This is a genomic window from Streptomyces sp. HM190, from assembly GCF_009857135.1.
GTDB classification, from domain to species: Bacteria; Actinomycetota; Actinomycetes; order Streptomycetales; family Streptomycetaceae; genus Streptomyces; species Streptomyces heilongjiangensis.
In genome coordinates this window covers 7738493-7762826 of the sequence record NZ_CP047318.1, presented here as the reverse complement: position 1 = coordinate 7762826, position 24334 = coordinate 7738493, and the positions used below count along the sequence as shown (strand labels likewise).

Sequence of the window (24334 nt, the reverse complement as noted above, 5' to 3'; positions counted from 1 at the left end):
GGCGTAGTCCTCCAGGGCGCGCCGTACCAGCACCCAGGCGGGTGGGAAGAGGCGCAGCGCCTCCGAGTAGACCGCGTCGGTGTACTTCAGGCGGGGCAGGTCCTCGACGGTGGGCAGCCGGTCGCCGAGCACCTCGTCGATCTCGGCGTGCAGCTTCTCACGGATCTCGGGGTGGGTGCCGAGCAGGTAGTAGGTCCAGGTGAGGGAGCCGGAGGACGTCTCGTGACCGGCCATCAGCAGGGTGATGGCCTCGTCGCGCAGCTCCTGGTCGGTGAGGTGCTCGCCGGTGTCGGCGTCGGTGACGGTGAGCAGCACCGAGAGCAGGTCGTCGCCGTCGCCGGGGCCCTTGCGGCGCTCCTCGATCATGCCGTAGACGATCTCGTCGACGGTCTTCAGGCCCCGTTTGAACTGGCGGTTCGCGGGCAGCGGGAGGCGCAGCAGGATCTTCCCGAACGGGCTGAGTTCCCAGCGCAGCGGCCCGCCCTCGCGGGGGAAGGCGCGCCGGATGCCGTCGGCGGCCTCGCTCTCCAGGGAGACGTCGAACAGGGTGCGGGTGACCATGCCGAGGGCCAGTTCGTACATGGCCTCGTGGAAATTGAAGCGGGTCCCGTCCTGGAATCCGGCGGAGGCCTCGTCGGCGATGGTGGCGAAGGCCTCGCCGTACCCGGCGATCCGGCGGCGGTGGAACACCGGCTGGATCAGGCGGCGTTGGCGGCGGTGGTAGGTGCCGACGCTGGTCACCAGCCCCTTGCCGAGGACGCGTTCGAGGCTGGAGCCCCAGTCGTCGGGGCCGGGGCCGACCTTCTGGGCGTCCTTGTCGAAGCGCTTGCTGGACGCGATGATCACGTCCTGCACGACGTCGAAGTCGCTGATGAGGAACGCGTCTGTCTTCCCCATCGGGACGCGCACCACCGGCCCGTGCTCGTCGCGCAGGCCGGTCAGGTAGCGCGGGACGTTCCGGATGACCTCGCGCATGTCCCGCAGCCGCATGGGTCCGGGGACCGGGATGGATTCCGTGGGGGCTGGCGAGTCGGGGGTGGTCTGTACGTCGGTCACAGAGGTCTCCAGGATCGGCGGAGAGGTGACAAGAAGGGGCGGGTGGGGACGGGTCGCGGCACGCCGTGGCAGGTGTGAAGGTCGGATCGCGGCGCTGCTGCGCGGGTCCGGACGGGGTCACGGGCAGGTCTGGACTTGGTGGCCGACGGTAACAGCGCGTGGCCGGAACACCGTGTGTGGCCGACGAGTTCTAGGGATTTCCAGAGACCGGGCGGGGGCACACAACGCGTATCGTTGCGGGGGCGAACACCGGACGCGCGCAGGTGGGGCACCGTCCGCCGCCTCCGGTTCCCGGCGCGGCGGCGGGCCCTTCACCGCCACGCACGTCAGATCGGACGGAGAGCCCATGACCAGCGGCGGCACCACTCTGCCGGACCAGTCCTCCCCCGGCCCCACGGGCGGTCGCGGGCCGTCCCGCGGTCCGGCCCGCGCCGACTCGGGGCCCCCGGTGCTGGTGACGGTGCTGATCGACCTGGCCGTGCCGATCGGCCTGTACTACGGGCTGACGGCGGCCGGGGTCGACGACCTGATCGCGCTCACCGCGGGTGCGGTCGTGCCCGCGGTCGCCACCCTGTGGCGGTTCGCGCGGACCCGGCGCATCGACGTCCTGGGCGTCTTCGTGACGACCATGCTGGTGCTGAGCCTGGTGGTGTCGGCGGTGGGCGGCAGCGCGCGGCTGCTGCTGGTCCGCGACGGCTGGCTGACCGGTGTCGCCGGACTGGGTTTCCTGGTGTCGCTGCGGGGGCGCCGTCCGCTGGCGTTCGGCTTCTCCCGGCGGCTGCTGGAGCGGCGGTCCGCGGGCGGCCGGGACTGGGACGAACTCTGGGAGGAGAGCGCCCCGTTCCGGCGGATCTGGCGGGTCACCACGGTGATCTGGGGCGTCGGCCTGCTGGTCGACTCCGGGGTGCGCACCCTGATGGCGTACACCCTGCCGGTGCACGTCGTGCCTGCCCTGAACGGTGTGCAGTACGGCGTGTTCACGCTGGTGATGCTGGTGATCGTGAACGTCTACCACGCGAGGTCCGGGCTGTGGCCGATCCTGTCGCCGCCGGACGGGCAGGGGGCGGCGAAGGACGAACGGCCTTCGGGACACTGACCGTTGCCCGCTCCCCCGGCGGGGAGCGGGTGGAGCGCCCTCAGCCTGCTCGGCGCCTCCTTCGGGGGTGTGCGGGTCACGGGCTGTTCCGACGCTGAACAGCGGGCCGTGTGCCGGGGAGCCCTCCCCGGTGTTCCCTCGCACATCCGCCGACCGGATGCCGGCTCTCCTGGAGGGTCTCCGCGCCCGCCGCCACGGCGGGGACCGGTTCTCCCCGCCGCCGGGTCGAACAGGATCCGATCCGCGGTCAGTTCTTCGGCACACAGGGGTGCCTACGATCCGAGGGCCCGTTGCAGACGTCCCCGGTACGGCCGGGTGAACCGCAGTCGTCGGTGCCGCCTCGCCCGCGCACGTGCGTGTGCGGCACAGAGAGGTTGGACAGTGTCAAGGCAGGTGCTCATGGTCTGCCCGGAACGCCCGGACGGGTTTCGTACGATCAGCGAGGCTCTGGCTCAGGCGCGGACGGGAGCCGTGATCACCGTGGCCCCGGGGCGCTATGCCGAGAACCTCACCATCCGGACCCGGGTCACGATCGTCGCCGAGGGCGCGCGGGACAGCGCCGAGATCTGCCCCCGCCACGGCAGCGCGGTCACGCTGCTGGCGGAAGAGGTGATGCTCACCGGCCTGTTGCTGCGCGGTGGCGACGAGGACGTCCCGGTCGTCGACGCCCCGCGTGGCCAGGTCGCGATGGAGCGCTGCACGGTGATCGGTTCGGGGTGGACCGCCGTGCTGGCCCGGCTGTCGGGCTCGTTGGCCATGCGGGGCTGCCGCGTCACCAATCCGGCGGGCGCCGGCGTCGTCGACACGGCGCCGGGCGGCAGCGTGGTGGAGGACTGCCAGGTCGAACACCTGGGGTCCTCGGCGATCGTCCTCGGCGAGCGCTCCCGGGCCACGGTGCGCGGCTGTCGGCTGCGTGACGCGCGGGGCAACGGGGTGCTCGCCAACGGTGAGGCGCGGGGCTCGGTGGAGGACTGCGAGATCTCCCTCACCGACAAGCCCGGCATAGCCCTGGAGGCACTCAGCTCCACCACGGTGCTGCGCACGGTGGTGCGGGACGCCTCGACCGGCGTGTACGTCACCTCCGGGACCCGTACGGTCCTTGAGGACGTCACCGTCACCGGCGGTTCGCAGGCGGGCATCGTGGTCTCCGCGGGCAGCGACCCCGCTGTGCGCCGCTGCCGTACGTCCCGGACCGCGGGCGCCGGGCTCGTCGTCGACGAACGGTCGCGGGGGACCTTCGAGGAGTGCGAGTTCGCGTCGTCGACCGGGCCCGCGATCCGGGTGGGCGGCGGCGCGACACCGGTGTTCCACAAGCCCGTGGTGGTCGACTGCGCGGACGAACGGGCCGGCGTCCTGATCACGGAGGGCTCCGCGCCCGAGTTCGACCGGTTGGAGGTGCGCGACGCGGCGGGCGTCGCCGTGTCCGTGCGTTCGGACGCCAATCCTCTGCTGCACCGGCCCCGGATCTCCGCTCCGGGCGGCGACGGCGTGGAGGTGGGCGACGGCGGGCGCGGCAGGATGGAGGGGGGTGTCATCGAGGGGGCGCGGGGCTCCTCGGTGCTGGTCACCGGGAACGGCAGCCTGTACGTCGGTGACAGCCTGCTGCGGGCGTCGGGCGAGGCGGGTGTGACCGTCGCGTCGGGCGGCCGGATCACCGTCCGGGACACCGCGATCGAGGGCAGCGCCGGCTCCGGCGTCAGTGTCGCCGACAGTGCGGAACTGGCGGCGGACCGCTGCCGGATCACGGGATCGGGGGCGCATGGCGTGCACGTGGCGGCGGGCGGGAGAGCCGTCGTCGCGCAGTGCGAGTCGTCGGGGAGCCGGGGTGACGGCTTCCGGATCGACAGCGCGGAGGCCGTCTCCGTGTCCGGCTGCACCGCGCGCGACAACCGGGGCTCCGGTCTGCGTCAGACCCGCGCCAGTGAGCGGCTGTCCGTCGAGGACCTGTCCAGCGCAGACAACGGAACCCCGGACGCCTGGGGCGCGCAGGCCGGCACTGCGGGTGACGCGGCGGGCGCCGCCGGGGGGAGAGCTCCCGACGGCGCGTCACGGGCCGCGCCCGCCGCCTCGGGGCCGATGGCCGAGCTGGAGGCGCTGGTCGGTCTGGAGGCCGTCAAGCAGCAGGTCTCCACGCTGGTCCACCTCAACCAGCTGGCCGAGCGCAGGGCGCGGCTGGGCATGCCGGTGCCGCCGATGAGCCGCCATCTCGTCTTCGCGGGGCCGCCGGGCACCGGCAAGACCACCGTGGCCCGGCTCTACGGCGGCATCCTCGCCTCGCTGGGCGTCCTGCGTTCCGGGCATCTGGTCGAGGTCTCGCGCGCGGATCTGGTGGCCCAGGTGATCGGCGGTACGGCCATCAAGACCACCGAGGCGTTCAAGGAGGCCCTCGGCGGTGTGCTCTTCGTGGACGAGGCGTACACCCTGCTGTCCGACAGCAAGGGCTCGGGCGCAGACTTCGGACGCGAGGCGATCGACACCCTGGTGAAGCTGATGGAGGACCACCGCGACGACGTGGTCGTCGTGGTCGCCGGGTACACGACGGACATGGAGGCGTTCCTCGCCGCCAATGCCGGCCTCGCGTCCCGTTTCACCCGCAGCATCGAGTTCACCGACTACTCCGACGACGAGATGGTCACCATCACGGAGAACATGTGCGCGGCTCACCGGTACGAGTTGCATCCGAGCACCCGTGACGCGCTCGCCCGGCTCTACGCACGGATGCCGCGGGACGCCTCGTTCGGCAACGGCCGCGCGGCACGACGGGTGTTCGAGGAGATGATCGACCGGCAGGCCGTGCGGCTCGCGGCGATGGTGGACCCCGCGGAGAGCGACCTGGCGCTGCTGCTGCCCGACGACGTCAGCGCGGACGAGACCGGCGCGGAGCGGGACGCCCCGCGTGATCCGCAGGTCCTGCTCGCGGGTCTGGACGCCATGGTCGGCCTGAGCGCGGTGAAACGGGAGGTCGGCGACCTCGTCAGCGTGCTCGCGGCGGCCCGGCAGCGGGAGGCGGTCGGGCTGCCCGCGCCGCGGCTCAGCCATCATCTGGTCTTCGCGGGGCCGCCGGGCACCGGCAAGACCACCGTGGCCCGGCTGTACGCGGATCTGCTGCACTCGCTGGGTGTGCTGCCGCGCGGTCGGCTGGTGGAGGTGGCGCGCGCGGATCTGGTGGGCCGCTATGTCGGTCACACGGCGCAGTTGACCCGTGAGGTCTTCGAACGGGCGCTGGGTGGTGTGCTGTTCATCGACGAGGCGTACACGCTGACGCCCGAGCACGCGCCCTCCGACTTCGGCCGGGAGGCCGTCGACACCCTGCTGAAGCTGATGGAGGACCACCGGGACGACGTCGTGGTCATCGTCGCCGGATACACCGAGGAGATGCGGCGCTTCCTCGCCTCCAACCCCGGTCTCGCCTCGCGTTTCTCCCGCCACGTGCAGTTCGAGGACTACTCCACGGAGGAACTGGTCACCATCGTCCGCACCCAGGCCGGCGAGGCGGGCTACGTGTGCGGGCCGGAGACCGTCGAGGCCCTCCACCGGCATCTCGCCTCGCTCCCCCGTGACCGTTCCTTCGGCAACGCCCGCACGGCACGGCAGTTGCTGCAGTCCATGACCACCAGCCAGGCGCGGCGCATCAGCGCGATCGCCTCACCCGGGCTGGAGGACCTCCAGGCACTGCTTCCCGAGGATCTGCCGACGGCGGGGGCGGCACCGGCGGACGGGACCCAACTCGTCGCGGACGCCCTGCGGATCTGAGGCGGCGGCACCGAACGCCGTGCCCCCTTCCCCCGGGGGTCACGGCGTTCGGCGTCTCCTCCGGGCCCGTACGCTCAACGGCCGCCCGTGGACATCAGCGCCGCCGCGGCGCTCTCGGCGAGGGAGACGGGTGCGCTGCCGGCGGTGTCGACGCGGACGGGGACAGCCACATCCGGCTCGGGCGCGTTCGTCTCCTGGGCGTCAGGCTCGGACACGTCCGGCTCCGGCACGTCCGGTTCAACCGCGTCAGGCTCGGACACGTGCGGCTCGGACACGTGCGGCTCCGGCACGTCCGGGTCTGCGTGAAGCTCGGGCGCGGCATCCGGCTCCGAGGCGTCCGTCGTCGTGGCATTCGTGCGGGCGCGTTCGATCGCACGCGACAGGGCCTCCGGTTCGACGCACATGGACACCGCGGCGGAGGCGTTGAGGTAGAGCTGGTGGCCCTCGGCCATCCGGGCCGTGAGACCGGGCACGTCGTGGATCTCGTACGTCAGACGACCCGCGGCGGTGAGGTGGGCCGCCGAGGTGAACGCGAGGACGACCGGAGTGCCGTCCGGGGCGACCGCCGCCACCGGGGCGCCGTCCGGCCCGACGAAGACGGCGACCTCGGTCCCGGCCAGCAGTTCGGGCACCTCGTCGTCGTGGCCGTAGCCGGCCGCGGCCCGCTGTACGGCGGCGTCGACCGGATCGGTCGGCTGCGCCCAGCCCCGGGCGGCCGGAGACGGCAGGTAGTCCGGGTTGCTCCGCCATGCGACGAGCCGTCCCGAGTCGTCCGCGCGCCACTCCCCCGGCACGGTCCAGGACGGCGGCGGCCAGGCGCCGGTCCAGGCCGGGTCGGGCAGCGCGAACCAGTGCCCGGGAGCCTCCTCGGCCGCCTCGACGACGTGACGGGGCGGGGCGGGCATCGGTCCGCCGCCGGCGTGCCCGTCAGGGGCGTCGGCGCCCTCGGCGGGCAGGTCCTCGGCGGTGACCGGGCGGCGGAGGACCGGCGGGCGGGCGTCCTGGGGCTGCCCCACGGGCGCTGCCCTCGGTGCCTCGGCCGGTGTCACGTCCGGCTGCTCGGCCGGTACCGCGCCCGGCTCCTCGGCAGGTGCTGCGTCGTTCGTCATCGACAGGTTCCTAGGTGATCGTGTGCGGTCATGGCGGGACGGGGACCCGGGCAGAGGCCCGCCGGTCGGCTACGGAGCTTCCACCCGGTGCGCGCCCCAGGGCGTGTTGCGAAACCGGCGTCGTCTGCCCGAAGGGCAGGCCCGGCGGCGTCCGGTGCGTGCGATCGCACGGCGGAGGGTCGCCCCGATACCGGTGGTGTCGGGGTGATCCCGACAACGCGGCGAGCGTGCGTGCCGGACGCCGCCGGGCAGACGGGCCTTCGCAACACGCCCTAGTCCTCCGGCGGTGGGGCGAAGGGGTGGCGCGGAGGTGGTGCCGTGGAGTAGCCCGGGTAGGCGGTGTAGATCACTCCTCCGGAGACCTGGGCCGTCGAGGGCCCCGGGACGGGTGTCAGGACGAAGCCGGTCCCTCCCGCCTGCTGACGGCCCGGGTTGGGCGCCATGGGCGTGGTGGGCCAGGTCTGCTGGAGCGCCACCGGCGGTGATCCGAGGTGGACCGGGACCGCGGACGGGGAGAAGCCGTAGGTCGCGACTGGGACGGGCGACGGCTGGAGCTGGACGTACCCCGGAGGCACCTGCGTCTGGGGGGCGAGGAAAGTGTAGACGGCACCGGTCGGGGCCGTGCTCAAGGGATGGAGGGCGGCCGTCCGGCTCACGAGGGCGGTGGCCTCGCGCTCAAGGGCGTCGGGCCAGCGGCTGTCGGAGGACCTCTCGACAGCGTCACCCACCGCCTGACGGGCCCGCTGCCCGGGTGCCGGCCTGCCGGTGCTGGGATTGCCGTCGAGACGGCGCTGGCTGTCGAGAAGTCCCGAGACGAGGTGGTGCGTCTGCGCGTGCGCCGACCTCAGCGACCGAGCCACCTCGAGAAGGGAGTGCGCATCCGCCACGCCCGCCAAGGTCTGCGCGTCGGCGCGGAGGCGTTCCGTCAACAACCCATACGCGTGGACGATTTGTCCGTTCTCCGGCCGACGCTGGAAAGCGTCGGAATTGTTCGCTTTCACCCTCTCGAGCTCCTCGAGATGGTCCGCCGCCGTTCCTTGATAGATCGCGGCGATGAGCACGGGCTCCCCGTCCGGGAGCCAGTGTTTCCGTGCGCACTCTGTAGAGGGTGACCTGATTATTGATCATAGGGGGCGTGTAGTTCTCCTGGCTGAGGATCTGCCATCCCTGCGGGCCCCGCCACATCAGATTCGTCACCTCCGGCATTCCCGGGGCGCCCGGCGTCATGTACCGCTCGCTGCCGAACCACTCGATCAGTCGTTGCGTTCGCCGGAACTGCTCTGCCGCCGCCGCGTTGGTCGCGCCGTGCGGGGACTGGTAGTGCCAGACCCTCATGTAGCCCTGGGTCCCGTTGTCGGTCACCACGAGCGCACAGCCGTTCATCGCGGGGGTGAACACGAAGTCGGCCCCGCCGAGTTGCCCGCTTCCGTTCACCGGGACGTCGGTGTGGCCGACAGCCTGCAAGTAGTTCGTCGTGGGACCTGCCTTGTACGGCACGAAGTGCGCCGTCACGTACGTGTCCTGGGCGCGCCGAGGCAGGAGTGAACAGTTGCGCAGAATGCCCTGCAGCTCTGGATCGTCGGGGAATGCTTGTGCGTACATCTCCACCGCCGGAGTCAGCACGTAGACCGGCTGACCGCCGAGCCCCCGCCGCCCCGGGTCCGGAGTCAGCACGAACCAGTGCCGGTTCTGCCGCTCCATCCACGTGATGAACCTCTGCGGGTGGACACCGGAACGCGCAAAACGCAGGTTCATGCCTTCGTTGGTACGTGTGAGGAGGACGTTCCTTTCGAGGAAGCGGTCCGGTGCGCGCTTGAACTGCTGGACGGCCGACAGTTCGTCGAAGCCGTTCGTCGGCATGGACACGGGCATCGCGGTCGCGGCACCGTAGAGGGCCGGGGCCTGCGCATGTCCCGACCCGGACGGATGGGCGCCGTGGCTCGCGTAGGCGCTGTATCCAACGCTGCCACCGCTGGGGCCGACATAGCCACTGGGTCCGGCGTGGTTGCCTGCACCCGCGTGGCCGCCGGAGCTGGTGGAGGCGCCGTGTCCGCCGTACGCCGCCGACCCCGTGAAGCCACCGTGGCGCGAGGGGCCCGCGGCGGCCTCGGGCGTGCTCGACGAACTGGATCCGCGGAGGGAGGTGAACTTCCTGAGCAGGCTCTTCTTGCCCTCGCCCTTGCCGCTGCCGCCGGGCAGGTAGCCGCGTACGGGTCGGGGCCGGTCCCGGGCGAGGTCGCGGGAGAGCCGCGTCGCGTGCTCCTCGTCGTCGTGCGTCCACAGGTCGAGGGCGACGGCGTAGACGGCCAGATGCCCCGGGTCCATGGTCGCGAAGTCAGGCGCGCTCTCCGGTTCGAAGGGCGCCAGCAACTGGTGGGTACGGACGATGTTGTGCGCCAGGGTGATGTCGTCCGCGGTCGGCCCGTCCAGCGGCCATCGGGCGGAGAGGCGTTCCCGCAGGGCCAAGAGGCCGTCCGCGGGTGTCGGTGCGGGGTCCGCGACGTCGCCGTCCTCGTGCTCCGGATCGGCCGTGGCCGCCCACTCCTCCTCACGCCTCGCCACCGCCTCGGCGGTGTCCGCGATGGAGGACGCCTCTGCCTGCCGGGCGTCGGCGGCGGCCGCGTCCCGCGCACCGGTCACCGGTGCCGCGTCGTCCCGGGTCGGCCAGTCGACGGTGACGGTCGCCGTGCGACGGGTGAGCGGGTCCTCGTAGAGCGCCCTCGGGGAGTCGTCGTGGACCGTGTCGATCGTGAAGTGCGCGAGCGTGACCGGTTGGTCGGCCTCCGGCTGACGTGCCCGGAGTCTGCGTTCCAGGGCCGCCTCCAGCTCGGCGCGCACGCCGGCTGCCCGTGCCAGGCCGGTGCTGCGGGCCGTGTCCCGGCCGTTCCCGCCGCCCTTCACGGTGATGGCGATCGGGGCGTCCCCCCGCCCGCGTTCGCGCAGGGCTCGTGCGGCGATCCGGTCCGCCAGGTCCTCGACGTCCCGCCGCCCCTGGTCCGACACCGTGGCGTCCCCGCGGCCGAACAGGATACGGGTGGGCGTCTCGGCCCGTTCGTGGCGGTCCCGCGTACCGGGGGCGCGCAGCGGCGTCCACGGGATGTCCCCGGAGGGCTCGTCACCGAGTACGACGACAGCGGTGCGGCGCTGGTGCGGGTCCAGGTGGGGCTGGTCGGAGGTGTCCTCGTAGCCGTAGACGATGGTGAGGTCCTCGGTGGTCAGCGGGTCGGGGGAGCCCGTCTGCAGGGCGCGCAACTCGGCGGCCAGGTAGGCCTCCAGGGCCCACGCGACGTTCTTCGCCCTCGTCCTTCCGGTGTACGCGGCGTGGTCCGCGCTGTTGCCGCGGCCCGTCACCCGGACAGGGCGCGGCGGCAGCCCGGCGGCGTGGTCGCGCAGCAGTTCCGGCGCCGTCCTGCGTGCCAGTTGCCGCAGTGCCCGGAGCTCGCCGTCGGCCGGCGTGCGAGAGCCCTGCGGGAAGCGCACGACGAGGGGCGTCGCTTCCTGCCCCGGAACCGGGGAAGCGGCTGCCGCCTCGTCCACGGCCGAGGGCTCCTCCCGCTCCTCGGCGCCCGTGACGGAACGGTCGGCGGGGGGCGCGGCTGGTGCGGTGGGCGAGCCGGGGGTGTCGGGGGGAAGCGGAGGCAGGTCCTTGTCGGTCACGGGTGCGTCCCGCAGCGCGTCCCGGGCGGGGCCCGGCAGCGGCGGGGGCAGTTGTCCCGGCACCGGGGATCCGGCCGTGCCGCGGTCGACCTGGTGCTCGCTCTCGTCGGTGAGCCAGCCGAGGCGGGCCCAGCGGCGCACCTCGAACGGGTCGATGGCGGCCCCGAGTTCCGCGTCGTCGACCGGTCCGAGTCCGTAGGCCGCGCTGAGCGCGAAGGCGCCCTTGGTGTAGGTCAGCGGGCCCGTCAGATAGGCGCCGCCCGCCGCCAGTTCCTCGGCGGTCCAGGTGAGGATGCGGTCGTCGATGGCGTCGACGACGTGCCGGAAGTACACCGCCCCCGGCACCGCCGAGATCAGGGCGTTGCCGAAACGTCCCTCGGTCATGGCGTACGAGGCGACGTCCGCCGTGCTCATCGTCTCGGGGTGCACGCCCAGGTGCTCGGCGAACTCCTCGCGTTGGGCGCGGAAGCTCTGCTGGTCGCGGAACATGGGGCCGATGAGCGGGATGTCGAGGCCGCCCGTCCCGCTCGGTCCGGAGACGAGGTCGACCGTGCCGGGAGCCAGGTCCACGTCCGCGTAGGTGCCGCCCTCGGACAGCTGGATGGCGAGCCGGGTGACGTCCGATGCGACCGGGAAGGCCGTGGGCGTCGTGCGGGCCGTCTCGTAGATGGTGCGGAGCTTGCGCATCCGCGGGTCGGTGAGCCGGGAACCGCCGGCGCGGTCCTGCGGGAGCAGGTCGCGGACCGAGCGGAACCGGATGCCGGCGGCGCGCAGGGCCTGTTCCGTCTGCGGGGTCCATGTGCTCAGGGACGTCTTCGGGGCGCGGTCGCCGGCCATGGTGACCGGTGTCGTGTCCGTCCACATGTTCACGGTCCAGCCGTGGTCGCGGGCCGCCGCGGCCCAGGCGAGCACGTTGTCCACGGCGGCGGGAGACAGGGGGCGGCCGACCCAGAAGAAGTGCAGGGTCCGGGGCGGGGACGTGAGGTGGGGAGCGCCGGAGACCTCGGCCAGCCTCCCCTGGACCCAGTCCCGCAGTTCCTCGGCTGCGGCGTGGTGCGGGCTGCCCTGCAGCCGGTCGGCGCGTCTGCGCAGCCGGTCGTGCACGATACGGGCGGCGCTCAGCCGGGCGGTCCGCGTGAACTCGGCGACCCTGTACCGCACCTGCCGGGTCTGCGCGTCGGTCAGGGGGCCGTCGAAACGCACCAGGTCGCCCACGGGGGTGTCGGCGGGCGGCGGCGCGAGGCCGTCGTCGGGCGGCTCGGGGAACAGGCTCGCCACGGCCGCGTAGCGCTCGTTCTCCTCGCGGGTCGCCTCGACCGGGTTGGCGGGGCCGCTGTCCAGGAGCGTGGGGGTGGTGCCGTAGAGGCGTTCCAGGAGGGGCCGCAGGGTGCTCTCGTGGGCGCGCACCCAGGCGTGGCCGTTGTTGCGGGGGCGTCCGGTGGCCGCGTCGAAGCCGGTGTTGACGCCCAGGTAGGCGTTGCTGAGCTGGGCGAAGTACTCGTAGGGGTCGGTGGAGGAGTAGTTGTCGGTGGGCACTCCGTCCCGGTCGAGGCGTGGGCCGTCCGGCCACTGTGCGCCGGCCCCCCGGGCGAGCCGGTCGTGGAAGGAGGTCTCGATCGCGCGGCGGTCGGTGTCGTCGAGGCCGTGCGTGTGGATCATGTGGACGAGTTCGTGCACGGCGGTCGAGTAGCCGTCCGCGTAGTCGCTTCCGGGGAGGGACGAGACGGCGCCGAGGAGGTTCTCCTCGCTGATCGCCGTGTGCTTCTCGAAGGGGTTGCGGGAGGACGTCCCCCGGACGTCCTCCCAGACCCGGCCGCCCGACAGTCCCCGGCCGGCCAGGGCCGTGAAGGGTTCGACGCGGGTGAGGGGAACGTCCTTCGGGATCACGGTGACCCGGGCGCCGCCGGTCAGCACGCGGGCCGCGGTGGACGGGTCCTTCAGCAGCGCGGCCAGCAGGCGGTGCGCCTCCTGCCGCGCGGAGACGGGCTGGTCGACGCCGGGCGCCACGTCGACCAGGAGGACGGCGGCGGTCCGGGCGAACTCCTCGGCGGACTGGGAGGTCCGCAGTTGCTCGATCACATGGTGGTCCCGGGCGATCCGCTGCCGTTCCCCGGCGGTCATCGCCAGCAGGTCCGCCCGGAGGCCGGCGGGCGTCCGCCGGGCCAACGGAAGGGCGAGGGGGCGCAGGCCCCCGACGGGCGGGGCCGGCGGGGCGAGCAGGGGGGCCGGAGAAGCCTGGGCCACGTGCACGGGACCGGACGTGACGAAGGTGGTCCCGCCCGACACGGGCGGCGGTGCGGGCAGCGGATCCGGGGCGGCGGGCCCGCTGCCCGTGCGGCTCCCGGCCGGGGAGGCGCCCCGACCGGGCGTGGCCGTCCGCGCGGCGGTGCCGGGCGGGGGCTGGTGCGCCGCGAGCGCCCGCGCCAGGTCCTCGGCCGCCGTGATGTCCCGGGGGCGGCGGACGACGGCCGCGGCGACCGCGTACACGGCGCGGTGGGCGAGCGGCAGGTCCCCGAAGTCGGGTTCGGCTTCGGGCCGGAACCCGGCGACCCGCTGGTGTGCCTGGACGAGACGGAGGGCGATCGGCAGCGCGGCCTCGCGCCGGGGGTTGACCGCGTCGGCCAGGCCGTCCCACGCGCTGTGCAGGGCGTCCGGGTTCAGCTTCCGCTGCGCCCGGTTGAGCGGAGGGCTCGGGTCGACCGTGATCCGCACCGTGTGCGCGGGCGGCGCGGCCCGTCCGGTGCCGGTGGACGGCGGCGGTGTGCGGGGAGTCTCCCGGCCCGTCGTGACGAGGAGGTCGTCGGCGGTGACGGGATGGCTGCGGTGCTCGGGCTGCTTGTCGCGCAGGACCTCCGCGAGGCGGGTGCGCAGGTACTGCGTGGCCGCCTGCTCGCGTACGGCGCCCGTGTCGCGGGTGCGGGTGCCGGGGAGCGCGAAGCGGGCTCGCAGGGCGGGCGGGGCGTCGATCTCGACGACCGGCAGGGGGTGTCCGGTCGCCCGGTTGAACAGCGCCTGCTCCGCGAGGAGTTCGACGGTGACGTCCAGCTCGCGCCGGTGGTCGGGCCCGAGATCCGTCTGCCGTTCACCGAAGGTGAGCACGACGGGCTCCGGCCGGGCGTGGACGGTGGCGGGGCCGCGCTGGTCGCGGCGGGACCGGGCGGCCTCGGCGGCTTCGAGCACGGCGGGGGACGGCTCCGCCGGTACGCCGCCGGAGCTCTCGGGCGGCGTGCCCCGGCCTGCGGCCGGGGAGGGCGGAGCGGTGGCGGTGGAGCCGTGCGACCGTGCGGCGGGGGTCATCCCGGCGAGCATCCCCACCGTCGGCCGGGAGAGGTCGTACAGCCGGGCGATCAGGTCGTCGCTGGCGCTGTGGCGACGCAACTCCGCCGCCAAAGCGTTTAGTTGGGCGAGTTCGCGTGGGGTGAGGCGGGTCGTGGGAGGCTGGGAGCCAGTCGGACGGGCGTTCGTCGGGCGGGCGCCCGTCGGAGGACGCCCGACGGCCGCGGCCGGGGACGGCACGGGGGGCGTCCCGCCCACCGGGTTCATGGCCGAGTAGTGGTTGCCTCCCTCGTAGAAGACGTGGAGGGACTGGCCGGCGGACGGGTTGAGCGGATGGGCGAAGGCCAGGTCGTCCACGCCCTCGGCGGGCTGGACCGGGGTGATGTTCAGGTCGAGGGCCAGGGCGGTCAGTTGCGGCACCTGGTCGTAGAAGGGCGTCGTCCACATGTCGGCGTTGCGTACCGCGTGTTGGGCCGCGGCGCTCGGTGTGAGCGCGTGCATGTCCTGGAGCAGGGGGAACATGCGGACCAGGCCCCGGTGCGGGCCGATGAGGGTCGTGTAGAGGGCCTGGCTGCGCGGGGTGACCGTGGCGAGGGCGCGGGCCGCCTCCTGGCGCAGGGACGCGAGCCGCAGGTCGTGGACGAGGCGTCGGCGGTCCTGGGCCCGGATGAGGGCGGGGTCCGGGGTGAAGTCGGGCAGGAGGGCGGCGGCCATGCCGGCGGTGAAGTCGCCGACGACGGACCTGTCGGCGGGATCGGCGATCCGCCGGACCAGCTCCCGCACGAACTGCGGCCGGCTCAGGTCCGCGTCGATGCGGGCGAGTTGGGCGGGCGTCGGGTGCGGTGCGGTGTGGCCGAGGAGGTCCTCCAGCTGGGCGAGGGTGAGGTCGTCGACGAGGATGCGCAGGGCCGAGGGGCCCTCGTCCAGTTCCGTCCGCCGTGCCACGGCCCTCGGGTCGTTCCCTGCGAGCCAGTCCCCCACCCGTTTGCGCAACTCCCGTACGGTCATGCCGCCCAGGGCCGAACCGGGCAGCTGGCGGGCGGCTCCGGCGAGCGTCGAGGTCATGAAGCACTCGCCGTCCGGCTCCACGCGCAGCACCTCGAAGGCGCGCTCGTCGACGGTGACCGTGCGCAGCACCTCGCGGGGAGCGTGTCCCGGCAGCGCGGAGCCCGCGGACGGGCGCGGGGCCGCGTCGACGCGCTGCCGGGCGCCCTGGGGACGCCGGTTCCTGTCGCCGCCGACGGGCGTGGGGGCGGTGGGCGGCTTGTCGGGGGATGCCGTGTCGGTGGAGGTCGCGGGGGCGGGCGGGGCCGCCGTCTCCGTCGGGTCCGGCCGGGAGGGGCTGGGGGCCGAGGTGTCGCGGGGTGCCGCCGCCGGGCGGGGGTCTCGCGGCCCCTGCACACGGGTCGGCCGCTGGGAGCTGCTGGAGGCGGCCCCGTCGCCCATGGGCCGCCGCTCGTCCCTCGCGCGTCCGGTGCCGCCGGGCAGGTAGGCGCGCTCCGCCCTGGGCCGGCCCTGGGCGAGCCGCCGGGACAGCGCCTCCGCCCGGTCCGGGTCGTGGTGGGCCGTCAGATCGAGCGCGACGGCGTAGACGGCCAGATGGCCGGGGTCCAGGGTCGCGAAGGACGGCCGTTCTGCGGGGTCGAAGGGCGGGAGCTTCTGGTGGGTGCGGACGATGTTGTGGGCCGTGGACAGGTCGTGCGGTGTGGGCCGCGCCTGCTCCCAGGCAGCGGCGACTTCCTCGCGCAGGCTGTCCCACTCGGGTCGGCCGTCGGCGGTTTCGGCGGTGTTCCCGCTCGATGCGGTGGCCTCGGCACGGTCGGCCGGGGGCGCGGAGGACAGCGCGGACCGTGGGGTCCCGGCAGCCGGAGGCGGCACGTCCTCATCCGCCGCGGCGCGCGCCGGCGCGGTGCCGGCCGTGGCGGGGCCCGTGGAGCTCGTGCCGGTCACGGGCCGTCCGGAACCCGGGCCCGTGCCGGGCTGTGCGCCTTCGGAGGCAGGGCCGGCGGCCCGGGAGGACGTGGTGGCCGGGCGGCCGGTCGCGGGGGGCGGAGCGTCGCCGGTACGGGCGCCGTCAGGGCCCCCGGCGGTCCGGACGGTCGCTCCGGCCGCTGGGCGGTTCGCCTCGGGCACGGCCGGGCTGCCGCCCTGTCGGCCGTCGGGCGACGGCGTCGTGGCGGTCGCGGACGTGGCGGGGGTGGGTGTACCGGGGGTGGGCGTGGCGGTCACGGACGTGGTGGCGGGCGAGGGAACGGCGCCTGGGGCACCACCCGGCGCGGGGGTCGCCCCGCCGGGCGTCGCAGTGGGTACGGGGGCCGCCCCGGCGGGCGTGGGCGTAGGTGCAGCCGCGGGCGTAGGTGCGGTCGTGGGCGTAGGTGCGGTCGTGGGCACAGGCAGAGGCTCAGCCGCGGGCGTCGAGGGGAGCGTCGCCGTCTCCTCCCGCCTTGTCGACGAGGCCGGGGCGCCGGAGAGTTCGACGGAACCGGACTGCGCGGACTCGCCCGGCACGGAGCTCTCCGTGACGGGCCGGGGTCCCGGCCCTGCCGTCGGCCGGGGGACGTGCGCCGCCCCTTCGGCGTCCGGCACGACGCTGCCGCGGGCGGTGCCGGTCGCCGGGGTGGGGGCCGCAACGCCGGGTGCGCCGAACCGGTCGAACACGTCCGGGCGGTTGACGTCCGTGCCCGGGTTCGAGCGCCCCTTGGCGCTCAGCGCCGACCCGGCCGGGTCCGTACCCGTGGTGGAGGTCGCTCCGCGGGAGGCGACGGGGACCGGGCCGCCGGGCGCGCCCGCCGTGTCCTTCGTCTCCGGCCGTGCGCCGTCGTACGCCTCACGGACGTTGCCGACCCCGTGGGTGACGCCGTCGCCCAGCAGGCCCGTCGTCTGCTCGCTGACCGCCGACGTCCAGAACGTCGTGGCGAACGCGCTCCAGGAGAACGGCGTCCCGAAGAACGCCATCGCCAGCAGCGACTCCGGCACCGCCTCCGTCAGACCGTCCGCCACGAACTCCGAGACACGGCGGGGCGACGACGCCAGATACTGCCCGAACGACTGGGGTGCGTTGGCGGTGGTGCCGGGCAGGTCCCGCCCGGACTTCGACGTCACGTCTCCCGTCAGGTCCTTGAAGAGCTCCCGGTTCCCGTTCTTCGTGAACAGTCCGTTGAACCGGTCCGCCAGATCACGCAGCGGACCCGACAGCCACCCCGCCGCGGCACCGAAGGCAGCGCTCTGCCACACCGCCCGCCAGTCGACGCCCGACGGCCGCATGTCCGGGGCGTTGAACGCCATCAGCCCCAGCCGCACGACCAGCGTCTGGAACGCCTCCTCCAGCGCCTCGCTCAGACTCGGCATCAGGTGGGTACGCCGCAGGAACAGGTCCAGCGCCGTCAGGAAGACCGTGGTGCTCCGCGCCTTGGCCGCCGCCGCCTGTCCCGCGGCCGCCGGGTTGATCCACGCCGTCGCGGCCAGGATCGTCAGCTCGATCAGCAGCCGGATCAGCTCGGCGACGATCTGCCACTTGCTCTCCTGGATGTTGAGCGACTGGTCACGGTGACCGGCCGCCACACCGCGCAGGCTCCGCTCGTACTCCCGCAGGTAGTTGGTGCCCCCCTCCGCCCCTGTCAGCACCGACATGGCACGCGCGTACGCGCGGCCCGCGTCACCGGGCAGCGAGTCGCCGACGTGCGCCACCGAGTAGGCGATGTCCGTCTCGAGCTCCCGCATGCGCCGGCCGAACGCCGCCAGCTCCCGGCTGGAGAGCAGTGCCCCCGTCTCGCTCGCCTGCGGAAACCCCGTACCGATCAACGCGATCAGGACACCGTTCATCGCCTCCGAAACCCTCAGATCACCCATGGTCCCGCTGCTCTCTCAGTGCCTGCCGTACTGGGCGGCCTCGGCCGCGATGCCGTCGTACGCCTCGTTCTGCGCCCGCTCCACCTGCCGGGCCGAGCCCGCGGTGGTGCCGACGACGGAGACGACCGCGCGGGTGACCTGCCGGCCGGAGTCGAGGGTCTGCCGGTAGGTGCGTCTGATCTGCGGGCCGACCTGCTCGGCGTAGTCGTCGTCGGTGCCCGCCCAGCCGGTGAGCGTGCCGCGGCGGCGCTCCAGGTCCGCGACCAGGGTGTTGGCCAGGTCGGCGATGTCCGCCAGGAGCTGGGCGCCCTGGCGGGTCACATGGGGGTTGGCTTCGAACGAACTCGCCATGGCGGCGCTCCTTCTCCTCGTCGGACTTCCTGGTCGGCGCGGTCCGCCTCACGGCTGGGCCGGGTCCTCCACGATCTCGTCGCGCAGGCTGCTGCCCTGCTTCCTCCTGGCCGCCGGGCCACCGCCCTCGGCGTCCGGACCGAGCAGGCCGTCCCAGTCGATCTCGGCGCCCGGCACTCCCGGGAGCCGGGGGACGCTCTCGGAGATCGGCCGGTAGGTGTCGACGACCTGCTGGGACATCCGGGTGCGGGCCTGGCCGATCGTCTCCATGAGGACCGCGGAGAGCTGGGCGGGCGCCATGGACCGGTACTTGCCGTCGTGGAAGCGCAGCGACCGCAGCTCCCCCCGGGCACCGACGGTGACCTCCACGGAGCGGTCCTTGGACGTGACGGTGACGGACGCCTCGCGCAGGCGCTGCTCGGCGTCGGCGACCGCCGCCCTGGTGGCTTCCAGGGCTTCCATGGCCCTGGCCAGGCGTTCCTCGACGGGTTCCATCGGTTTCTCCTCTCGCGCGGGCGAACGGTGGTGAGGGGTGCAGCGCGGCCGGTTCAGTCGTCCCGGCCCAGGACGGCGGGGGCCGCGGCCTCGTCGGTGCCCCAGACCTCCTCGTCCTCCGAGAGCCAGGTGGTGCGGGTGCGTTCGGCGCTCTGCGTGGACTGGGCGCCCGGCCCGGCGCCGGCGCCCGGGGGGATGAAGGGCATACCGGAGCTGGTGGCGGTCCGGGCCGCCGCCTGTTCGGCGGTCGAGGCGGCTCTGACCCCGGTGCCGCGCCCGGTGCCGTTGGCGGCGTCGCTGTCGGCGTATCCGGAGCGGACCCGTTCGGCGGCGCTCATCTCGCCGCCGAGACCGCCCATGCGGGAGGCGGCCGCCATCGCCCCCGGGTTGAGGCCGAGGGTGCCCGTGGGAGCGCTGCCGGGCAGCTGGCCGCCGAGGGCGCCCGACAGGGAGTGGGTGTAGGGGACGTCGTCGTACAGGAAGTCCCCGTCGTGGGCGGGACCGGTCTGCGGGACGGTGCCCGAAACGGGCCCGTTCAGGGCGTGGTCGAGGAGGCTGTTCAGGCCGGTGCCGCCGGTGGTCGAGGTGACCGGCTGGTTCGGGGGCGGCGAGGAGGAGGTGCGGACCCCTTCGGCGGGCGGCGCGTCGACGGTGTAGCGGCCGTCCGGGCCCAGCGTGGTGACCAGGCCGTCGGGGTACGTGGTGGTGATGCTTCCGTCGGCGTTGAGGGTGGTCCTGCTGCCGTCGGGGTTGGTGACGGTCTGCCCCGGTTTCAGGTCGAGGTGGTTGAGGTCGCCGTCGGCGCTGCGGACGGTGTAGGTCCCGTCGGGATCGAGGGTGGTCGTGCTGCCGTCGCGGTAGGTGGTGCTGACGGATCCGTCCGCGTTCTGCACGGAGGTGCTGCCGTCGGCGTTGACCAGGGTGCTGCGGCCGTCCGGATCGACGGTGAGGGTGCTGCCGTCCGGGTACTGCGTGACCTCGGTTCCGTCCGGCCGGGTGGTGGTCGTGCTGCCGTCGGCGTTGGTGACCGTGATACTGCGGTCGGCGTTGAGCCTCGTGCCGTTCGTCCCCGGGGAACCGATGCCGTTGAGGGCGTTGTTCAGCAGTGACGCGTAGGTGGGAGAGGTGCCGAGGACGCTGTCGCCGCCCGTCGTGCCGACCGTCGGTCCGTCGGTGCCGAGGCCCGCGACGGACGGGCCGCCGATGCCGCCGAGGCCGTCGAGGCCGCTGCCGCCCGCGCCGCCCGCGCCCCCGCCCTCGAACAGGTTGTTGAGGGCGGCGTTGGTCGAGGTGCCCACGTCGTTGAGGGCGTTGTTGGTGGAGGAGGCGATGTTGTTGAGGGCGTCGTTGACGGAGGTGTTCTGCTGGTTGAACAGGTTCGCGATGTCGTCGGGGCCGAAGTTCGTGGTTCCGTGGTTGTTGCCGCCCGGGTTGCCCGTGGTGCCGAGGGTGGCGGGAGGGGCTTCCTCGAATCCGTAGGCGGGGTCCCAGTCGGTGTTCATCAGCTGGGACCAGGTGGCGCTGAGGGTGGTCCGGGCGGTCTCGGCGGCCGGGTCCAGGTGGGCGGTGATGCCCGCGGTCCAGCGGGCCACTCCCTCCTGGGCGATCTTCGCCCAGTTGGCCGGGTCGGTGAGGCTGCCGTAGGCGGGGACGTTCTCCTTGAAGCCCGCCTGGAGGTCGTACCAGTACTCGGTGCCGCCGTTGGTGCCGCCGTAGATGTTGTAGTTGGTGATCACCTTGCCGGCGTTGTTGGCGTTCAGCCATGTCTTGAGCTCGTTCAGGACGCCGTTCATGACGTCCTCCGGGTTCCAGTGTCCCGCGGGCGTGTTGGCGGAGCCGTCCGGTGCCTTGCCGGTGACGTTGCCGAACCGGTCGCCGTGCCACTTGTCCCAGGCGTCCTTCAGCGTCTGCACGGCCTTGCTCAGGGCCTGTTCCGCCAGGATCAGCCCGTTGCCCTGGAAGGTCTTGCTGACGTAGCCGTCCACCTTGCTCGCGCTCTGCGTGCTGAAGCCGCGGGGCGCCAACTGCTCGTGGTAGTGCTTGTACTGCTTGCGCAGCGTGTCGAGGAGGTTGACGAAGACCCCGGCGGCGTTGCCCTGCCAGGCCGCGTTGTCGCGTCCCATGGCGTTGACCCAGCCGTCGAGGAGGGTCTCGTGCTCCTCGAAGAAGAGCTTGGCGCGGTCGAGGGACCTGGCGCGGTGGGAGAAGGTGCCCAGGTCGACGGAGTCGGTGTCCGCGACGGTCAGTCCGTCGAAGGAGAAGCCGCCGGTCCGCCAGGGCGATGCCTGGAGCTGGCCCAGGGCCGGGCCGACCCCGTTGGCGTACTTGTGGAGGTTGGTCCCCGTCAGCCCGCCGCCGCTCTGCCAGGCGTAGTTGATCTTCGCGATGTACAGGTTCAGGGCCTTGGCGTTCTTCATGGGGCCCGCGTCACCGGTGCCGGCGTAGAACAGCACCCAGGTGCCGCCCTGTGCGGTCAGCCGCTGGGCCAGTGCCGTGGCATCGGTCTTCCCGGCGTTGGAGATGGTCACCGACAGCCAGGGCGTGTCGACGGCGGCGTCGGCGTTGCCGCCGTTGCTGTTCGAACTGCCCTTGAGGTCAGTGGTGACGGACTGCCGGGCGGGGACCTTCCATCCGGTCATCAGATGGACCGTCTGCTCCCATGTGCCGGGGGTGCTGTCGTTCTCTGGCATGGCGGTCGGGGCTCCGGTGGGTACGGGGTCAGAGGGTGGAGGCGGTGCCGCCGATGTCACGGCCGACGTCGGCCATGGACGAGATGAACCGGTCGGCGCTCACCGCCTGGAGCGAGGAGCCGGAGGTGTTGAGCAGGGTGGTAACGGTGTCCCTGAGGTCCCGGTCCATGTCCTGGAAGAGCTTCTTCTGCTTGACGAAGACCCGGTCGATGTTCCTGGCGAGGGCGACCAGGTTGGTGCGCAGGGCGTCGCCGTGCACCGTGCCGGCGGCCCCCATGGGACCGATGGCGAGCTGCCGGTGGGGGGTGGCGCTGAGCACCGAGTGGAGGGTGAACAGCGACTCCACCGGCGGCTGGTCGGCCGTGTCGTTGCGGATCTTGGTGAGGTCGCCGCTGAAGGTGGTCAGTTCGTGGTCGGCGAACGAGGTCAGCTGGCCGGCGTCGAGGTGCGTGAGGTCTGCCATGCGTCATCTCCCTTGCTGGTCTTGGGTGCCCGCGGGACGGCTGCTGGTCCTGGGTGCCCGCGGGACGGCCCCGCGCGGCCGGGAAAGGGGCCCGGCCATGGGCACGGCCCGGACCGAGGGCGCGGCCCGGGAACGGGGGGCGCGGCCCGGGACGCTCCGCCGCCGCCCGGCTGCAAGGGCGGCGTGAGACGGCGGTGCGGCCCGGGACGCGGGTCAGGACAGTTCGCTCCACATCTGGGCGAGGCTGTTCTCCGTCTGCCGGTAGTTGTTGGAGACCTCACCGAGGAGGGTGGCGTGGGAGGTCAGCAGCTGCTCCATCGCGATGACCGCGTTGTTCCAGTCGGTCTGGGCGGTGCTGTAGGCCTGGGCGTCGGCGCCCTGCCAGGTGGTCTTCAGCTCGTTCAGCTCCGCCTCCAGGTTGTCCAGGGTGGTCTCGATGGCCCGGGTCTGCTGGATCAGGTCCTCCACGCCCTGGTCGACGTGGTTGTACTCGACGTGGATGACGCCGTCGGCACTCATGGCAACTCCTGGTGTCGTGGGTGGTGGTGGGGTCAGCCGGTGAGCTGGTTGTAGACGGAGTCCGCCGCGCCCTGCGAGGAGCGCAGCATGTCGGTGTTGGCCGTCTGGGTGGAGGTGTGCTTCTGCAGGGTCACGTTCAGGTGGTTGATCAGGCCCTGCAGCTTGTTGAGGATGATCTGGGCCTGCTGGTCCCACTGCTGGAGGAGCCGCTGGAACTCGGCGCCGTCCTCGGACGCGGCGCTGTAGCTGGTGGCCAGGGCGCCCGCCGTGGTGTCCACGTCGTTCTTGCAGCGCAGGATGGCCGTGTGGGCGGTGTTGAGCGCGTTGACGCCGAGGAGGGTCGACGACCTGGACGACTGCTGGATCGGTGTGGTCAACGGAATGCCTCGTTTCCCTGAGTGGTGTCGGACACGGGTCGGTCCGGATGGCGTGCGGGCTGTTCGGCGTGCTCGCGGGCCACGCGGTCAGTGCTGCCCGCCGGCGGCGGACCCCGCGGGGTTCCGGCAGCCACCGGGCGGTGTGGTGTGGACGGCGGTGGCGCCGGAGGCGGCGCGGGGATCCAGGTCGGGGCCGGTCGGGAGCATCCGCAGCAGGGGCGCGGGCAGCGCCGACGGCTCCGTACCGCCGTAACCGAGGGCCGAGACGGCGTCGGACACCAGGCGGTACTTCACTCCGTTGTCGGTGACCAGGTAGGTCGTGTCGCCCAGCGTGCCCCCGCCCGCGCCGAGGGCGCGCACCACGGCACCGGCTCCCGGGCGCACCGCGACGGCGTCCACCGGGGAACAGGCGGCCTGCACCCCGTCCGGAGCGACTGCGGGGGAGGCGTCGAGGGCGGAGACGACCGCGACGCTCGTCACCGGGCCGCGGGAGGTCGGCCGCACGCTCGCGCACAGGTTCTCCTCCTGGTCGGGCTCCACCAGCCGGGGCGGCCCGGAAGGCCACGGCCCGGAGTCGGCGCCTGTCTTCGCGGCACGCTCGAGATGGGCGTCGAGGGTGTCGGTGGCCAGCGTCACCGGGCGGGGCGGCTTGCCGGCGTAGGCGTCCTCACGGGTGCGGGGGTCGCCCAGCACGAGAGCGGCGCGCGTGGCGTCGAGCGGGCGCAGTCCCTGCCGGGTCAGCAGGTAGTAACGCAGCGGTCCGTCGGGGACCTGCGCGGTGAACACCTGTCCGACGCGGGTGGGGCGGCCGTCCAGCGCGGGGCCCGCCGAGCCGCGTCCGGGGACGTCGAGGGGGGCCAGACGGGGGCCGAGGGGCAGGCTGTTGAGGAATTCGGCGGACACCGCGCGGGGCGTCGCGTCGCCGTAGCCGAGGGCGCGTTCCGCGCCGTGTTCGGTGTCGAGGGCGAGTCTGCGGCCGTGCCAGACGAGGAACCTGTCGCCGCCCGCGGAGACCAGCAGGCCCTGCGTGGACGTCAGCCCGTCCCCGGCCGGCGGCTCGGCGCCGACGACCAGCGTGGTGGTGGCCCGGCCGTTCGCCCCCTCGGTCCGCCCGGCGCCGGAACAGACCAGCCAGGGGGCCGAGCCGACGTCCGAGGCGAGGGGCAGGTCGTCCGGGGCGCCCGGGATGCCGACCGGGACGCCGCGCGGGGTGCCGTCGAGGGAGGCGGCGGACACCATGCGTACGGCGAGGTCGGATCCGCCGATCAGGCGCGCCGAGGCGTAGTTGCGGATCGGGTGCAGGACGCCGTCCTGGTAGATGAACCGGCTTCCGGTGTCCTTGCGCACGATCATGGCGTCCGCGCTGCGCCAGGAGTCGTCGCCGCCGGGCGACAGCACCCCGAACAGGACGCAGCCCGCCGCGCCCAGCACGCCCAGCAGCAGGCCCCAGGCGGCGCCGCGGCTGGTTCGGCCCATCGGGCTCTCCGCGGCGTCGGGGTCGGCGAGCAGCATGCCGGAGGTGAGGCAGCTCATCATGAAGACGTGCGCCTCGACCTGGTCGCGTTTGGACTGCATCGGCCCCTGCCTTCCTTCTCGTCTGTCGCTGTGTGGTCATCCGTCGCCGCGGGGCACGGCCCGCGGTG

The 24334-nt window shown here is 73.5% G+C and carries 13 protein-coding genes; 2 read left to right on the top strand and 11 right to left on the bottom strand.

All coding sequences use genetic code 11. From position 1 onward, the window contains the following. The coding region (locus GSY65_RS33155) for a cytochrome P450 (RefSeq protein ID WP_159775446.1) at positions 1-1056 on the bottom strand (1056 nt) is incomplete at its 3' end. Between the two features lie 346 nt (positions 1057-1402). Here GSY65_RS33155 and GSY65_RS33150 point away from each other — a divergent pair. Beyond that, positions 1403-2152 carry a VC0807 family protein gene (locus tag GSY65_RS33150; RefSeq protein ID WP_159775444.1) on the top strand — a complete coding sequence of 250 codons (750 nt, stop codon included), beginning with the start codon at positions 1403-1405 and terminating at the stop codon, positions 2150-2152. Positions 2153-2533: 381 nt separating this feature from the next. Continuing rightward, the gene (locus GSY65_RS33145; RefSeq protein WP_159775442.1) at positions 2534-5905 is read left to right on the top strand and encodes a right-handed parallel beta-helix repeat-containing protein; all 3372 of its coding nucleotides are present in this window, start codon (positions 2534-2536) and stop codon (positions 5903-5905) included. A gap of 74 nt (positions 5906-5979) precedes the next feature. On the opposite strand, the gene GSY65_RS34220 is transcribed toward GSY65_RS33145, so the two are convergent. The 10 genes from GSY65_RS34220 to eccB all read right to left on the bottom strand — a co-directional run bounded on the left by GSY65_RS34220 (position 5980) and on the right by eccB (position 24266). Next, positions 5980-7014 carry a type VII secretion system-associated protein gene (locus tag GSY65_RS34220; protein WP_236580167.1) on the bottom strand — a complete coding sequence of 345 codons (1035 nt, stop codon included), beginning with the start codon at positions 7012-7014 and terminating at the stop codon, positions 5980-5982. Positions 7015-7286: 272 nt separating this feature from the next. Next, on the bottom strand, positions 7287-7742 hold the full coding sequence (locus tag GSY65_RS33135; RefSeq protein ID WP_159775440.1) for a hypothetical protein: 456 nt from the start codon (positions 7740-7742) through the stop codon (positions 7287-7289). Continuing rightward, positions 7735-17796: a WXG100-like domain-containing protein gene (locus GSY65_RS33130; RefSeq protein ID WP_236580166.1), complete on the bottom strand. Its 10062-nt coding sequence runs from the start codon at positions 17794-17796 to the stop codon at positions 7735-7737. Before GSY65_RS33130 ends, GSY65_RS33135 begins: the two co-directional genes overlap by 8 nt. 15 nt (positions 17797-17811) lie before the next feature. Continuing rightward, entirely contained in the window at positions 17812-18147 is a 336-nt protein-coding gene (locus GSY65_RS33125) for a hypothetical protein (protein ID WP_159775436.1), read from the bottom strand. 48 nt (positions 18148-18195) lie between these two features. Then, complete coding sequence (locus tag GSY65_RS33120) at positions 18196-18642, bottom strand: YbaB/EbfC family nucleoid-associated protein (RefSeq protein WP_159775434.1); 447 nt, start codon at positions 18640-18642, stop codon at positions 18196-18198. Between the two features lie 53 nt (positions 18643-18695). After that, positions 18696-21332, bottom strand: coding sequence for an AAWKG family protein (locus tag GSY65_RS33115; RefSeq protein ID WP_159775432.1), 2637 nt, complete (start codon positions 21330-21332; stop codon positions 18696-18698). 28 nt (positions 21333-21360) lie between these two features. After that, a complete protein-coding gene (locus GSY65_RS33110; RefSeq protein ID WP_159775430.1) occupies positions 21361-21795 on the bottom strand; it encodes a type VII secretion system-associated protein in 435 nt (144 codons plus the stop codon). A gap of 213 nt (positions 21796-22008) precedes the next feature. After that, positions 22009-22314, bottom strand: a complete 306-nt coding sequence (locus tag GSY65_RS33105) for a WXG100 family type VII secretion target (RefSeq protein WP_159775428.1) — start codon at positions 22312-22314, stop codon at positions 22009-22011. Positions 22315-22346: 32 nt separating this feature from the next. Next, positions 22347-22691: a hypothetical protein gene (locus GSY65_RS33100; RefSeq protein ID WP_159775426.1), complete on the bottom strand. Its 345-nt coding sequence runs from the start codon at positions 22689-22691 to the stop codon at positions 22347-22349. 87 nt (positions 22692-22778) lie between these two features. Next, positions 22779-24266, bottom strand: coding sequence for a type VII secretion protein EccB (eccB, locus tag GSY65_RS33095; protein WP_159775424.1), 1488 nt, complete (start codon positions 24264-24266; stop codon positions 22779-22781). Positions 24267-24334 lie beyond the last annotated feature (68 nt).

Bases quoted from the DNA above. Each gene is read 5' to 3' on its own strand.
- GSY65_RS33150 (WP_159775444.1), top strand. From the start codon at position 1,403: ATGACCAGCGGCGGCACCACTCTGCCGGACCAGTCCTCCCCCGGCCCC.
- GSY65_RS34220 (WP_236580167.1), bottom strand. From the start codon at position 7,014: ATGACGAACGACGCAGCACCTGCCGAGGAGCCGGGCGCGGTACCGGCC.
- GSY65_RS33130 (WP_236580166.1), bottom strand. From the start codon at position 17,796: ATGGGTGATCTGAGGGTTTCGGAGGCGATGAACGGTGTCCTGATCGCG.
- GSY65_RS33125 (WP_159775436.1), bottom strand. From the start codon at position 18,147: ATGGCGAGTTCGTTCGAAGCCAACCCCCATGTGACCCGCCAGGGCGCC.
- GSY65_RS33120 (WP_159775434.1), bottom strand. From the start codon at position 18,642: ATGGAACCCGTCGAGGAACGCCTGGCCAGGGCCATGGAAGCCCTGGAA.
- GSY65_RS33115 (WP_159775432.1), bottom strand. From the start codon at position 21,332: ATGCCAGAGAACGACAGCACCCCCGGCACATGGGAGCAGACGGTCCAT.
- GSY65_RS33110 (WP_159775430.1), bottom strand. From the start codon at position 21,795: ATGGCAGACCTCACGCACCTCGACGCCGGCCAGCTGACCTCGTTCGCC.
- GSY65_RS33105 (WP_159775428.1), bottom strand. From the start codon at position 22,314: ATGAGTGCCGACGGCGTCATCCACGTCGAGTACAACCACGTCGACCAG.
- eccB (WP_159775424.1), bottom strand. From the start codon at position 24,266: ATGCAGTCCAAACGCGACCAGGTCGAGGCGCACGTCTTCATGATGAGC.